Genomic DNA, 14,384 nt, shown 5'->3' with positions numbered 1-14,384 from the left:
TTTACTGTTTATGATAATAAAGATCAGCAGGAACTTTATAATGTAGAGTCTGATGTCGCCTTTTATAGTTATACCAACCAACAAAATCGTTTATTATAAGATTCAAATCTCTGATACTATTTGGTCTATAATAATATATAGCTTCTTGCTTTAAAGTTCTCCATAAACGCTCAACAAATATATTGTCGAAGCAACGTCCTTTATGATCCATACTAATTTTAATATTAGCACGCTCTAATTCCATAATAAAGTTGTAGCTAGTAAACTGCACTCCTTGATCACTATTAAAAATCTCAGGTTTACCTTGTTTTAGAGCTTCTTTGAGAGTATAAAGGCAAAATCCAGCATCGAGATATGGTGATAATGAATGAGCAATAATATAGCGACTATACAAGTCCATTATTGCCACAAAATAGACAAACTTACCTTCTACCATAATATATAGTAGCCCATACCTGATTAACTCTACAAATAATCAAATCTTTGAGTAAATAAGGATATATTTTATGCTTTTTTTCTTTAATACTTGTATTACATCTTTTTCTACAATACAGCCCACTAATCTTCATTTTTTTCATAATTCTTAAGATTTTTTTGTGATTGACTACTACTCCACTCGCTATGATTTCAGCAGTAATTTTACGATATCCATAACGGCAATCAGAAGCCAAATATACTTCTTGAATCAAATTTCACTTTCGTTATTAATTATATGCCTATAATATAGGCTAGATCTGCAAATCCCCAGTAAATCAGCCTGTTTCCTAATTGATAGATCAGAATCTTTTTCTATAAACCTTACTCTATCTTTTTTGCTTATTTCAGTAATTTTTTTTTCAAATAACTATTTTCCACTGTCAATTCTCCTATTACTTTATGTAAACTTTCTATTTCTTGCGCTAAGATTCTTTGTTTTCTCGCACTTTCACTTTCTTCAACAAATAGGTCTTTTAACCTTGCCAATACTCTATCACGCCAATCATATAGATTTGTTGATGGTATTTTATATTCACTACATATCTCAGATGTGCTTTTTTGATTTTTTATTGCTTCCAAAGCTATCTTTGCTTTTAACTCTGGTTCATATTTTTTTGTTGCCATACTTTTACCCCTTTACCTTCCTACTCGGATCAACCATTTTTTTTTGGTCTAGTTTATGGGGTGCATTATAGTTAGAATCCTTATGGATTTTAAACATGGTAAACTCAACAATCCAAATTTTTTATAGGAGTATCAATATGCATAATCAAAACATCCGGAAATATCAGCATCCAGTATAAATGCTGTTTTCTGACCAAGTGCGATAAATATAGCTGCTATTGCATCATGACACGATCTTCCAGGTCTAAAACCATATGTGTTTGGCTCAAGTTTTGCTTCCCACTCTGGTTCTAGTGCCATTTTTACAAGTGTTTGTCTTGCTCTACAAGATATAGTAGGAATACCCAACGGGCGATGCTCCGATGACCTACCAGATTTTGGAATCCACACCCGTCTTGATGGCTTTGCCTTTTCTCTTATATCCAAAGAGTTTGCTAACAGCAATCTTTCTTTTTTATTAAGATTGGACTTTCCATCAATACCTGCTGTCTTTTTCCCTCTGTTGTCCTGAGTTATCCTCCTAACTGCGAGCATTCTTACACTTGTTGACTTTAGTAATAACCTCTGAAGATTATGCATCTTTTTGATATCATTACATTGTGAAGCTCGGTAAATTCGTTTTTGTAGCTTAAATGAAGATTTCTCTAGCTTGCACCAAATTCCATTCATACCTAACATTTTGTTGGTTCATAACATACTTACTACTATTCACAACTTTACCTTCCAAACTACAGTGTTTACGTCTGCATATCCCAAATATTACTTTAGGCATTAGCTTCTTAAACAATCCCTCCACGTAGAAGCATTTAGTGGGCCACCTTCTTAGTTATCCTTTTTAAACAAGGGATAATAAGAGCTTCCATGTGGTTACTCCGTTCCATGAAATCGTTTCACATTAGACTTAGGTTCCTACTTTTTGCCAGGAGACAGGAAACATCTTGATCAAACATAAAAATTTTGATCATCCTATATTTCTCCATACCTTTTGGTTTATGCGTTTCAACCTTATTTCGCATATTATGGGTTATGACAATTCAGACATGGGTTTCTTTCGTAACCATATCTAACTCTTCTTGGAAGGATTTACCATAAGGTTTAGTATTACTCCCTTTTTATCCATGCTTGCACCATGTGAAGTTGCCAATTTCACAAAATGTGGATAACGATTTCAGCCAGATGTTATGGCGGATGGGATTGAACCATCACGATTTCACGACTTTCGGATCGCACGAGAACTTTTCGTTTTGGAATGCATTGGCCTACCACGTGATCCATATGAACTTTTATTTATAATCACTTTGTTATACCTTATAACTAGCCATAATAGACTACTTTAGTCAAATTTAGATATGAACTGATCGGCTTAGCTTTGTTACAAATTTTACACTTTTATTTGCACAACGCTGCTTTTATTTAAGCCGTTCTCGCAAGGATACGTACCTTTTTGCGATTTTAGGAAAAGTAAATAAGTAAATTTTACTTGATGCTAAATGAGATGCATGTTTTAAAATGTTTCTCTGAAAAGTTTTACAGCTTCTTCTTTGAATTCTGCTGTATACTCTCTTCCATTTGTCATATTACACCCCTTTATAAAAACATTTTTTACTAAAAACGTCCCAACTTTTTCTCCACTTTTTCTGGAAGGTCAGTATCTTTTCAAGAAGAGAAAATATAAAAAAACACTAAAATGAGTAAAATTATACTTGCATTAGGTTTTTTATTTTACATAACATATAATGTCTTTTTGTAATGGTGGAAAGTCAAAGGTATCTTTAATCCTAAATAAGTTTCTGATACAAAAATAAGTCCATCATCTAGAGAGTTACACTGTTGTGAAAATGTTTTAATAAAGAATGTAATGTTTACAGGTAAATTTCAGGGCTCTTTTTCTCAAGAGCGAAATAATGAAGATTCATGGAGTTCTTCATATATTCCAGATGGAAATGATGATGTAGGTGATTGGGGTTTAATGGATCTGACATCTTCAGATGATAATTCCCTTGTCAAAAAGGGTGGTTTTTCTGAATATCTTCCAGATGGAAATGATGATGTAGGTGATTGGGGTTTAATGGATCTGACATCTTCAGATGATAATTCCCTTGTCAAAAAGGGTGGTTTTTCTGAATATCTTCCAGATGGAAATGATGATGTAGGTGATTGGGGTTTAATGGATCTAACATCTTCGGATAATGACTCTCTTATCGAAGATGATGATTTTTTTGACTATGAAGAAGATGATGATGATGAAACTGTACATGATCAAATTTCAGCAGATGGCGATGAGAGAACTGTGCATAATTCAATTTTAGCAAATTTAGACATGTTGTTAATTGAAAGTAATGATGATAGAAAGCTGATGGATGAGTTTTATGAGAAAGTAAAAAACGTTAAAGAGAAATATAGTCAAACAGAGAGTGCTTTAAACCGTATTCAATGTATAACAGATAAATACTTAGAAAAAGGGATAAGGCTAAACTTATGTTATAGTAACTGTGGCGAGACTGTGACAAATCTTATATTTGAAGAAATAACAGATATTCTTGATAATATTGTGCGTGTAAGATCCAGTACCACAACATCTAAGGGTGGGTATAGCTATAGCGATGCAGATGGATTATCAATTGGCAGTTTAGATACAATACAAAAAATTGCTGAGAGTTTATTATTAAAAGGTGGAAAGGTAAGACGAGATCTCTTTTATCATGATGAAATGCAGTATGCAACTGAAGCATTTATGAATAATGAAGGTTTCCAATTTGATGATCATATTTATATACAATGCCAAAAAGTTAAAGATGAGCTAAAAATTTTAGCATATGGAAGTGTTGTAAACAAAAGCAATCAGATCAAATCTGTATTAAGAATATGCAGAGATAATAAATATTTTTTTATAGAGTATTCACACGATAGTGTTGTTAACTCTGCAAAAATTACAAGTAATCCAGAATTAAAATTTTATGTGTTACAGATTGGAAAAAGTATAGTAACAGTCAAGAGTGTAGAGGGAAAAAGGAACTATACAGACATCTTAGAAAGCAGTATCAAGATGACTTTTACCACTGAAGTAGGAGAAGTCAATATTCAATTAAGTCCTAGTGAGAAAAATAGCAACAATATAAGAGTGGAGATAAGTGACAAGGACAGAAAGAACTTTGATCAATTAAAGAATAAGAAAGAAATAGGAGAAGATTGTTTACTTGGTGGATACTCAGTTTATGACGCTATTAAGCAGGGGTATTTTGAAAAGCATAAGAAGCTATGTCAATTTTCTGAAAATGCTGAAAAAATTGTGAAGGAAGATTCTCAAAATAGCGGTAATTATTGGGTGAATAAAATACAGCTCTCAAGAGAAAATAGCATGAAGAAACAAATATTTGAGAAAAGTATATAATACTTAAAACACCTATATAATACAACTTTAGACTGCGTTGTTATTTTTAGTTTAGAAAGCTAGGAGAAAATACAGTTCTGTTGCATCTATAAACCATAGAAAAGAAGATCATTAAAGCTGGGATTATTGTGTGTGATTCATAGAGGTTATTGCAACTAATTTGTCAGATCAAGTCTGAACTTGAAATACCTGTTAAGAGGTTTTATATTTTTGAAGTGACTTTAACTCTTGGTTATGTTTGTAATTTTGCATGACAAATGTTTCTTTTGATGAGATATAATTTTTTTGTATTTCACTTAGACAAGGAATTGTTTTTTCCAGTTCTTTATATTTTTCCCAAGGAGTCTTTCCCTGAAGAGAGCTATGAGGACGTTGTTTATTATAATATTCTTCCCAATCCCTAAGCTTGACTTGCAATTCATAATCCTTAATGTTAACGCTACTATAAAATTCATCTAAATCTGTACGCTGCGCTCTTTCTACTTTACCATTTAAATGTGGGGAAAACGGCTTAATTGGACGGAATTTTATTTTCCATTCTTTTAGACACTCTTGCACTTCGTAAGCAAAAAATTCTTGTCCTCTATCGGTCTGAATCCTTTGACAATGAAATGGAGCCCTTTCCCTTAATTGTTTTAGGAAATCCAGAGTATTTTTTGAAGTACGCCTTGAGTATAATGCGATAACTTTATAACGCGTACAATCATCTATAGCAGTATATTGATAAAGCCCCGAAGATATTTTGCAAACATCCATTTTGTACACGCTCTCCTGGCACTTTGCAGTTATAACGCTTAATCTGCTTGCGATAGTGGCGCTTAATACGTAAAAGACTTACATCGTGTTTCTTCAAAACTTTGTGTATAGTAGCCAATGCAAAAGAGATATCATGTAAACGCTTTAATTCAGCTTGAATACGTCTTGCTCCTAGTTTTCTAGCTTTTCTCAGATGAAGAATGAGCTGTTCATTTGACTTGTTGATTTTTTGTAAGGGTAAAGTTTTAGGCCTGCTACTAAGGTTTGACAATCCCTGTTCACCTAGCTTTTCATAGCGTTTGTACCATTTTCGTAAGGTAAAGCGTGAAATGTTATAGTGTTGACATACTTTGCCTGCATGACCTAATTTTTTGTATAATTCTATCCAATTCAGACGCAACTTAACTTTGGTATCCATTTACTGATTGCCTCTTGTTGATGAATTTATTCATATTATTGTAATAAGGTATTTAAACTATCACAAGTCAAAGTTTTTATTTTATCTTACATTTTTGCTGTAATAACCTCTATGAATCACACAACTAAATTATAAGACTGAAAATAATCCAGAGTCAAAATTATTGCTAGGAGTACAAGGATTAATCTCAGAATACGAATGTGCAAAGATAATGGAAAGAAGTCGAAGGGGAAAACTCCATGCAGCAAGGAAAGGGTGTATAAGTGTAATGGGCTTATGGATACCGCTATATAAAGCATGTAGTCAGAGAAGAAGCAAAGTTTGAAGTTGAAGAAGAGGAAGCAAAAGTAGTGCGTAAACTGTTTGAGTGGATAGGTCAGAGCTTAAAAGAAACTACAAGAAGGCATATTACTGCTCCAAAGGGCAGAAGAAATTGGCATTCAGGTACAGTGTGTAGAATGTTGAGGAATCCAGCATACAAAGGACAAGCAGCATTTGGTAAAACGAATCAATAAAAAAAGAAGTGAGAGCAATATGGAAAGTGAGGAAAAAAAGTTATTCCATTTATCAAACTGAGAAAAAGAATTGGATTCATATAGAAATACCAAATATAGTTGAAATTTGATATAGTACAAGAGCAACTATCTGAAAATAGAAAAAGAGCAAGAATGCAACGAAGTGGGAGAAGGTACCTATTACAAGGGCTAATGGTGTGTCAGTGTTGTAAATACATTTATTATGGAATGAGTAATGTTAAAGGAGGAAGAAGTTACTATCGATGCCCTGGAACGGATGCAAATCGTTTTGGTGGGAATAGAGTGTGTAACAGCAAATCAATACAAGTTGATATACTAGAAGAAGCAGTATGGGAAGAAGTAAAGATGGTACTCAAAGAACCAGAAGCAATGACTAAGGAATATCAGCTCAGACTCGTGAAACATGAAAGTACAGAGGCAAAGGATGAACTTGAAAAGCGTGCAAATAAAATAGAACAAGGTATAGAAAGATTAGCTTATGTATATGCAAGAGGTCATATAACGAAGGAAAAATATGACTTAGAAGTTGAGAGCATGGCAAAGGAGTTAAAAGGAATTAGAGATCAAAGGGAAGAAATGGTCGATGAAAAGAGGCTACAGAGGGAATTAGATTTTATCACAAGTAGTGTAGAAAGTTTTTCCTCTGAGGTTGAGTTGGAACTTAATCAGGCGGATTGGGAAACTAAACTTGATATAATAAGAAAATTAGTTCAACGCATTGAAGTTGATGATGATAACGTGCATGTAGTGTTTCGGCTGAAAGAACTCGCTCTCGAAAGGCAAAAAAAAAGTGTTCAACATTGTATCGGGAGTCCAGTGTCAAGTACTGGAATGACAGATGAGAGTGCTAGAATGACAAAAAGGAGCATTGGGACAACAGACAGCTATGCAAGAGGCTTAATAATTCACAGTATATTGCAATATATGCCCAAAATAGAGAAAGACAGGAGAAAAAATTGGGTTAGGAAATATCTTGATAGCATAAACACTAGTGAAGATAAGGATGAAATTTACAGCAAAATATTAACCTTTAATGAAAAATATGATTACCTGTTCGACTTGGAGGGCAAATCAGAAATTCCACTTAGTGGAACAATTGACGGAAAACCAGTATTAGTGCGGCTAGACAGACTGTGCATAACAGAAGACAAAGCAATCATAATTGACTATAAATCACACCATAACGTTTCTATTTCCTCATCAAATGAAATAAAAAAGCAAATGTTGATCTATAAAACCTTAGTGCAAGAAGTCTACCCAGATAAGCAAGTAGAGTGCGTGGTTATTTGGATGGAAGATTTAACCTTACAATCTTTGATCTAAACTCAAATGTTCGTATAGTAGCTACTTGCATTTGTTATAAACTCACTTTTACTCTATAGTTATCTTTTTACTACCTTATCTATTTTCTGAACTGATTTTCGTATTAGAAAACATCCAATAAGAAAAATTATAAGAGGAATAAACCATAAAATGTAGGTACTAGATTTTACAGGTGGTACAATGATAATTGAATCTCCATAAGAATTTTTTAACTCTGAAATTATTTGCTCGTTAGTATATCCATCACTGATCTTCTTGCGAATTTCCTTGCGCATACCATATGCAACTTGAGACTCAGATTCGGATAATAATTCACCAGAGCATACAGGACACTTTATTACTGTAAATAAGTTACTTGCTCGCTCTTCCATGCTTTCATCTCTTAGTTTATCATCCAAAGTAAAAGCATTTATGCTTAAATGAAATATCAATGTAAAAAGTAAGCTAATTACTATTCTCATTTTTGGTGAATTGAGTGATAAAATCAGTAGTGGATAATTTTCCAATAAAGCCTGAACCTACATTATTGTCGTACTTTATTGAAAATTGAATGTCGTTATTAGTGATTTTTTCTGATAAGGAAGATATTGATTTTTCCAATTTATCTGCAGTCTTTGAATCATTAGTCACAAACGAAATTAATTCTTTATAATTTGATATGGCTACATTAATTTTATCTTCAAATGAAGATGTAACTAAATTGTAATTACTTACTCCACCATTCGCAGCAATAGAAAAGTTATTACTCTCAATCAAAAATTTTTCTATGTTGAAATTAATCTTAGAAGCTGAAATATGGTTTACAAATTCATAATCTAATTTAGCGTCGACACTAAGGTAATTTTCAGGACTTGCAGTATTTTTATAACGGTAAGTATAAAAATCAAATTCTAGTTTAGTATTTTCATTCAGTTCTTTATCAAAGTGAAATTGAATGTAATTACTTTTATCATTCACTTCAGTTATAACACTTTGCTGATTTTCTAAAATATCACATTTTAATCCATAATCTTCGTAACGAAATGTATCTATATAGTCTATTACAGTGCTATTTCTGTTGAATTTTAATGAAGATAGTAAATCATTTAGTTTAACAACAGAGTGGCTACTCACGTGTGTGTGACACTTTATATTCTTTTTCTCATCACTACGGACAGCAATGTTGACTTCATTGCTTGGTATATAGATATATACTGACTTATCAAATAATCTGTTTTTTATCACTAAAGCTTCAGATGAAACAGTTAATTGCTCATTAGAAAATTTTGGATTCGTTACACGAAAAACTAGGTTAAAAGGAAATCCGCTAAAATCATGTGAAATATCAACTTTTTCGTCATTAATGTAATCAGTTAAAAGACTTTTTACCTTAAATGCAGAAAAATACCAAAAACCACCATACGCTAGAGGAATAAACAAAGGTAAGAAGATGAGAATATAGATAAAAATTTTACGCATTATCCTTTATTTATCTAATGATATATTTCTTGTACCTCTGGGCACGGTTACGCACAAACCGTCAATATCTTTTGTGATTTTTATTTGGCATCCAAGCCTCGATGTCTCTGTTAAACCGAAAGCTAGATCCAGCATGTCATTTTCCTCATCAGATATAGGATTATGTGTTTCTACAACATCATAAAATTTTGGATCAACAATCACATGGCATGTAGAACAAGCAAGAGAACCTTCACATGCACCTTCAAGCAGATCTGGATCACTTCTATGGGCTAAATTAAGAAGAGTTTCTCCCTCTGCAGCTTCATAACTTTTCTTACTTCCATCAGGTAAAATAAAAGTAACGGATGGCATACTATTAAAATCTCTACTAATTTCTCTATATTCTACAAATAATAACTAATATTTGCAAACTCTTTGCAATTCTATCGCCTATCTCTTGTCATCTATATTCCTATCAAGAAAGTAAGATAGATACCACCAGCATCTCACAGAGTTGCAAGTATAGAATTTTCTTAGTTTTAGATTTTACTAAATATATTACTGAATTAACATTATTAAACTTGATCTGCCATTTCTTCTGATCTTAAGTTATAATTTTACTAATGCCATTTGATTAATTGCAACTTCAGCATTGCTATCTTTAAGTAAATTTGCGGGACTACTATAATGATATGTGATTGCAGCAACAACAAGACAACAAACTCCAATTCCTATCCCTACCGCTAACATTCCTGAGTAGACTGCAATAGCTACTCCTAAAGCAACTCCTACTACTGCTAACATAGAAGCAACTATGATAGAAGTATTACGACACTTAATACGAAGCTCATTTAGTTTATCTAATGCAGGAGTACCATCTTTATATTTTAACTCTCTTATATTTTCACATTTGTTAAGCAACTTCCAAGCATAACTTAACCTTGACGCTTGACCATAAAACCCTATAATGCACCCATTTGTCTAGACCATTTTTTTCAAAGTGATCCGATTTTTAAAATGAATATGTTGATAAATACGTCGACACACATTTAAAGTATTTATCAATATATTCATTTACTGTTTATGATAATAAAGATCAGCAGGAACTTTATAATGTAGAGTCTGATGTCGCCTTTTATAGTTATACCAACCAACAAAATCGTTTATTATAAGATTCAAATCTCTGATACTATTTGGTCTATAATAATATATAGCTTCTTGCTTTAAAGTTCTCCATAAACGCTCAACAAATATATTGTCGAAGCAACGTCCTTTATGATCCATACTAATTTTAATATTAGCACGCTCTAATTCCATAATAAAGTTGTAGCTAGTAAACTGCACTCCTTGATCACTATTAAAAATCTCAGGTTTACCTTGTTTTAGAGCTTCTTTGAGAGTATAAAGGCAAAATCCAGCATCGAGATATGGTGATAATGAATGAGCAATAATATAGCGACTATACAAGTCCATTATTGCCACAAAATAGACAAACTTACCTTCTACCATAATATATAGTAGCCCATACCTGATTAACTCTACAAATAATCAAATCTTTGAGTAAATAAGGATATATTTTATGCTTTTTTTCTTTAATACTTGTATTACATCTTTTTCTACAATACAGCCCACTAATCTTCATTTTTTTCATAATTCTTAAGATTTTTTTGTGATTGACTACTACTCCACTCGCTATGATTTCAGCAGTAATTTTACGATATCCATAACGGCAATCAGAAGCCAAATATACTTCTTGAATCAAATTTCACTTTCGTTATTAATTATATGCCTATAATATAGGCTAGATCTGCAAATCCCCAGTAAATCAGCCTGTTTCCTAATTGATAGATCAGAATCTTTTTCTATAAACCTTACTCTATCTTTTTTGCTTATTTCAGTAATTTTTTTTTCAAATAACTATTTTCCACTGTCAATTCTCCTATTACTTTATGTAAACTTTCTATTTCTTGCGCTAAGATTCTTTGTTTTCTCGCACTTTCACTTTCTTCAACAAATAGGTCTTTTAACCTTGCCAATACTCTATCACGCCAATCATATAGATTTGTTGATGGTATTTTATATTCACTACATATCTCAGATGTGCTTTTTTGATTTTTTATTGCTTCCAAAGCTATCTTTGCTTTTAACTCTGGTTCATATTTTTTTGTTGCCATACTTTTACCCCTTTACCTTCCTACTCGGATCAACCATTTTTTTTGGTCTAGTTTATGGGGTGCATTATATTTAGTATTGGATGATGGTAAAGACATAGAGGACGAATTTAATGCAGTTTGTGAGGCAAATGGAATAGAATATAACCGTCCGTATTCTCTTGATCAGTTTGAGGCAGCATCCAACACATCTTCCAACCCCAAAATAGACAATACAAAAGAAATGCAAAAAGAGGAAGAGGATAAAGAATTAGGAGATAAACCAAAGCCGTTACCTAGGAATGGAATGTTGGAGAAGGACAATATTAGAAATGTAGCTCCACCTTCACCTAGAACAGCAGAAAATCATGTGTCAAATATTATACAGTCTATTGCACCATCAAAATCATCATTAGAAGTAAAATCATATAACGAGGAAAATATAGAGGAACTAGTTAATGCTGATCCTATTTATTCAGAAATAAACAAAGAACTAGCTAATGGCGAGCCTATTTATTCAAAAATAAACCAAGATACAAAATCTCCAAAAAAGGTTTTAGAAGGGAGTGATAGTGGAATAAGTGGTAATAGCTTTGGAGTACAAAGATCAGATCTACAGAAACTGAAAGATAACTCAATATCTGATAGAAAGGGAGCATCAGAAAGGTCATCTATTGACACACTTAGTGATATATCTTCAAATATTTTGCTACATGAAAGTGATCAAACAAATAGTGGAGGAGTGAATTCAGAAACTCCATTAATTAAAAAAGAAAAGAAAACAAATAGAATTTTGCCAAGAGTAAAATATGCAATGCAGCAGAAGGAATTTGTAATTTTCGGTATAGCTGCTGTTGCACTTAGCGTTTCTGCAGCTTTGGTATATTTACAGGATAAAGCACAATTTATTGCATTTTTTGCAAACAGTACCATCTATGTGACTATACCAATTCTAGCTGTTGCATTATTGGTTGCAATTAGTCTGATATTTTGTGGAATAAAGCAATTTAGAGATACTGAAGAGTGTCAAGTAGGGAGAAAGAATGCGAATGAAACTTTGAATCAGGTGCGAGAGTATCAACCAAAAGATAAAGTAATAAAATCAGTCAGACTGGAATACAGCAATGGTACTCATTCGCATTTTACACTTAACGCTTGGAAGGGTAAGGACAACTTCATTAATATTGACGACAAAGTCATTAGTAGAAGAAATAAAGTAGAATCAGTAATCAAAGATAGGCCATTATTTACAGCATTATTAAGCAGTTTGGTTGCTGCAAATATAGTATGGCCTTTATTACTGTATGTGGAAGGTGGTATTAGTAGTGTACAGAAGTTTTACCAGAACGCTTTAATTAATAACGTAGGGTTATCAGTACTTGTAGGCTCGAGTATACTTGCACTATCAATGATATGCCTTGGAGTGCATTACTACAGAAAAACAAATTGCACAAATCTTGTATATTGTGAGGAAAGAATTGAACCAGAAAAAGTTAATGGAAAGTTCATTGAGGAAATAAAGGAAGCAAGGACAAAAGTGCTTGAAGAAAACCATAGTAAAGATGCCAAATGCAGCAGTTTAACGCTAGAGCAAGTAGTGGTTGAATCTCATAACTACAAAGATGCAATTTATAGTATTAGTTGAAAATAGCCAAATTTCACTATGTAAAAAGAAAGCAGCTATAAACCGGAGTACTTCGCTCTATATTAGTAAAATATCTCTAAGACGCCGGCAAGTATAAACAGGTAGGGAATTGCTGATACTGGCAAAACCTTTTCAGAGATTCAAGAAGAAAATTCGTAGAAACAAGAGAGAGGAGAAAAAAAAGTGAAAATCACACAAACAGAATGGGCAAGAGAGATAGGAGTATCAAAGCAATATGTCTGTTATTTAGTAAAAAAAGGAATAGTTGAGTTGGAGGATGGACTCATTGACCGAGAACAAGCAAACAGGGCTATAGAAACAATCAGAGATCCAAGTCAACCACTGAGAAGAAAAAACTATTCAGAAAGCGGAGAAAAACTTTCCACGATGTTGCTTAAAACGCGAATAAAAAATGAAATGGAACGAGGTAAACTGCTTGAGGCAAAGGCAAAAGCTGAGATTGGTGAACTTGTAGCAGTAGAAGAAGTAAAGCGCGATGCGTTTAATGTAGCAAGAGTTGTCCGTAATAATTTGCTTAATATTCCAAATAGAGTTTCAGCACTGCTTGCATCACTTAGTGACACTGAAAAGATTCATATGGCGCTAACCGAAGAGATTACAAACTCATTACAAGAATTATCTAATACTAAATTTCAAATATAAAAAAGATTTTGAATATAAAATGGCTGATAACTTAAGTTTAGAGTTAATAAAATGCCTAACCTGGATTAGATGTTAATGTCAGAGGATTAAATGGAAAGACACCACTACATTGCGCTATAGAGTTTAAGCATGGTGGATTTGTTACTCACGAAGAAGAATATTAATCCTTTTGTGGAAGATAATGATGGTTCTTGATTACGCCAAAGAAGGGAAAAAAGCAGAAATATTACAAGCGCTAATTAATAACAAGTACGGGTCAGAACAAGATAGCTTACTTCATTTAGCTGCAATGATAGGTGAAGTTAATGCAGTGAGATATTTGATAGGAAAAGGTATTGATGTTAATGTACGAAATGCTCTGCATCATACTCCATTACATCTAGCAGCAGGCATAGGACATGGAAATGTTGTCAAAATTTTAGTAGAAGAAGGAAAAGCTGAAATAGATGTCTTTGATGCACGAAATCAGACACCAATGCACTATGCAGTTAATAACAATATATTGATTGTAGTGGACGACTACACCATTCATTGATTATAGGTAGTAATTTATCTGTAATTCCAGATATCTCTGCTGCAGATATTTTTTGCCTCAAGTTCAGTTGTTTACCTTTTTTTTCACTATCTGTGGTTCGCTCTCTATCTCTTGGTGTCAAAAGTTCAAATATTTGTCCTCAAAGTTTTTTCCGTTTCTTCTCTTCTCTTTCAGTGGGTAAATGGTACCTTCCAGACTCGCTTCCAGTAGCCTTGTTACCATCTCTCCCCATCAATGGTCCCGTATAGATGATAGAATATTTGTTTCTAATTCTTTATAGTCTACCAATCCAGTAGTTCCATTTACTTGACTCATGTCAAATCTCCATTTTTTGTTTCTATTTTATTTTTACTTCTCGCTTTGACGCAGTTTTTTGAAGCATAAGGGTCAAGTTAAGGAAATAAAGGTATGAAGAAGATAGGATAA

The 14,384-nt window shown here is 32.9% G+C and carries 10 protein-coding genes and 7 pseudogenes; 8 read left to right on the top strand and 9 right to left on the bottom strand.

The window, feature by feature from the left end:
• Position 1: 1 nt before the first annotated feature.
• Both OPS21_RS04225 and OPS21_RS04220 read right to left on the bottom strand, forming a co-directional pair.
• A pseudogene (locus tag OPS21_RS04225) lies at positions 2 to 1,101 on the bottom strand (IS3 family transposase).
• Positions 1,102 to 1,233: 132 nt separating this feature from the next.
• A complete protein-coding gene (locus tag OPS21_RS04220) occupies positions 1,234 to 1,779 on the bottom strand; it encodes a reverse transcriptase N-terminal domain-containing protein (RefSeq protein WP_265027559.1) in 546 nt (181 codons plus the stop codon).
• Positions 1,780 to 2,959: 1,180 nt separating this feature from the next.
• Between OPS21_RS04220 and OPS21_RS04215 the strand changes: the two genes are divergently transcribed.
• A complete protein-coding gene (locus OPS21_RS04215) occupies positions 2,960 to 4,492 on the top strand; it encodes a hypothetical protein (protein WP_264337201.1) in 1,533 nt (510 codons plus the stop codon).
• A 192-nt stretch (positions 4,493 to 4,684) separates the two neighbouring features.
• On the opposite strand, the pseudogene OPS21_RS04210 reads toward OPS21_RS04215, so the two are convergent.
• Positions 4,685 to 5,666: pseudogene (locus tag OPS21_RS04210) on the bottom strand (IS481 family transposase).
• A 163-nt stretch (positions 5,667 to 5,829) separates the two neighbouring features.
• Here OPS21_RS04210 and OPS21_RS08060 point away from each other — a divergent pair.
• From OPS21_RS08060 to OPS21_RS07980, 4 genes and pseudogenes are all read left to right on the top strand, one after another.
• Complete coding sequence (locus OPS21_RS08060; RefSeq protein WP_406719255.1) at positions 5,830 to 5,991, top strand: recombinase family protein; 162 nt, start codon at positions 5,830 to 5,832, stop codon at positions 5,989 to 5,991.
• 25 nt (positions 5,992 to 6,016) lie between these two features.
• Entirely contained in the window at positions 6,017 to 6,181 is a 165-nt protein-coding gene (locus tag OPS21_RS04205; protein WP_158619483.1) for a recombinase family protein, read from the top strand.
• Positions 6,182 to 6,334: 153 nt separating this feature from the next.
• Positions 6,335 to 6,487, top strand: a pseudogene (locus OPS21_RS07985) (recombinase zinc ribbon domain-containing protein); the annotation flags it as partial.
• Between the two features lie 525 nt (positions 6,488 to 7,012).
• Positions 7,013 to 7,525 (top strand): annotated as a pseudogene (locus OPS21_RS07980) (PD-(D/E)XK nuclease family protein); the annotation flags it as partial.
• 59 nt (positions 7,526 to 7,584) lie between these two features.
• Here OPS21_RS07980 and OPS21_RS04195 read toward each other — a convergent pair.
• The 5 genes and pseudogenes from OPS21_RS04195 to OPS21_RS04175 all read right to left on the bottom strand — a co-directional run bounded on the left by OPS21_RS04195 (position 7,585) and on the right by OPS21_RS04175 (position 11,139).
• Entirely contained in the window at positions 7,585 to 7,986 is a 402-nt protein-coding gene (locus tag OPS21_RS04195; protein ID WP_264337199.1) for a cytochrome c-type biogenesis protein, read from the bottom strand.
• Entirely contained in the window at positions 7,970 to 8,983 is a 1,014-nt protein-coding gene (locus OPS21_RS04190) for a hypothetical protein (protein ID WP_264337198.1), read from the bottom strand. The genes OPS21_RS04195 and OPS21_RS04190 overlap by 17 nt, the downstream gene beginning before the upstream one ends.
• A 6-nt stretch (positions 8,984 to 8,989) precedes the next feature.
• Entirely contained in the window at positions 8,990 to 9,337 is a 348-nt protein-coding gene (locus OPS21_RS04185) for a ferredoxin family 2Fe-2S iron-sulfur cluster binding protein (RefSeq protein ID WP_006013713.1), read from the bottom strand.
• 237 nt (positions 9,338 to 9,574) lie between these two features.
• The gene (locus OPS21_RS04180; protein ID WP_264337197.1) at positions 9,575 to 9,886 is read right to left on the bottom strand and encodes a TomO hydrophobic C-terminal domain-containing protein; all 312 of its coding nucleotides are present in this window, start codon (positions 9,884 to 9,886) and stop codon (positions 9,575 to 9,577) included.
• Between the two features lie 153 nt (positions 9,887 to 10,039).
• Positions 10,040 to 11,139 (bottom strand): annotated as a pseudogene (locus tag OPS21_RS04175) (IS3 family transposase).
• A gap of 76 nt (positions 11,140 to 11,215) precedes the next feature.
• Between OPS21_RS04175 and OPS21_RS04170 the strand changes: the two are divergent.
• From OPS21_RS04170 to OPS21_RS04160, 3 genes and pseudogenes are all read left to right on the top strand, one after another.
• Positions 11,216 to 12,760, top strand: a complete 1,545-nt coding sequence (locus OPS21_RS04170) for a hypothetical protein (RefSeq protein WP_264337195.1) — start codon at positions 11,216 to 11,218, stop codon at positions 12,758 to 12,760.
• Positions 12,761 to 12,943: 183 nt separating this feature from the next.
• Positions 12,944 to 13,423 (top strand): hypothetical protein, encoded by a 480-nt coding sequence (locus OPS21_RS04165; protein WP_264337193.1) that lies wholly within the window; start codon positions 12,944 to 12,946, stop codon positions 13,421 to 13,423.
• Positions 13,424 to 13,442: 19 nt separating this feature from the next.
• Positions 13,443 to 13,937 (top strand): annotated as a pseudogene (locus tag OPS21_RS04160) (ankyrin repeat domain-containing protein); the annotation flags it as partial.
• On the opposite strand, the pseudogene OPS21_RS04155 reads toward OPS21_RS04160, so the two are convergent.
• A pseudogene (locus OPS21_RS04155) lies at positions 13,921 to 14,273 on the bottom strand (IS256 family transposase); the annotation flags it as partial. The pseudogenes OPS21_RS04160 and OPS21_RS04155 sit on opposite strands and share 17 nt — an antisense overlap.
• Between the last annotated feature and the right edge of the window lie 111 nt (positions 14,274 to 14,384).

Source organism: Wolbachia endosymbiont (group B) of Chorthippus parallelus (assembly GCF_947251815.1).
Lineage (GTDB): Bacteria > Pseudomonadota > Alphaproteobacteria > Rickettsiales > Anaplasmataceae > Wolbachia.
The sequence above is the reverse complement of the archived record's forward strand: the minus strand, read 5'-3'. Positions and strand labels throughout refer to the sequence as shown.

Excerpts from the sequence above, each read along its gene's own strand:
- OPS21_RS04190 (WP_264337198.1), bottom strand. The coding sequence starts at position 8,983 with ATGCGTAAAATTTTTATCTATATTCTCATCTTCTTACCTTTGTTTATT.
- OPS21_RS04185 (WP_006013713.1), bottom strand. The coding sequence starts at position 9,337 with ATGCCATCCGTTACTTTTATTTTACCTGATGGAAGTAAGAAAAGTTAT.
- OPS21_RS04195 (WP_264337199.1), bottom strand. The coding sequence starts at position 7,986 with ATGAGAATAGTAATTAGCTTACTTTTTACATTGATATTTCATTTAAGC.
- OPS21_RS04215 (WP_264337201.1), top strand. The coding sequence starts at position 2,960 with ATGTTTACAGGTAAATTTCAGGGCTCTTTTTCTCAAGAGCGAAATAAT.
- OPS21_RS04220 (WP_265027559.1), bottom strand. The coding sequence starts at position 1,779 with ATGTTAGGTATGAATGGAATTTGGTGCAAGCTAGAGAAATCTTCATTT.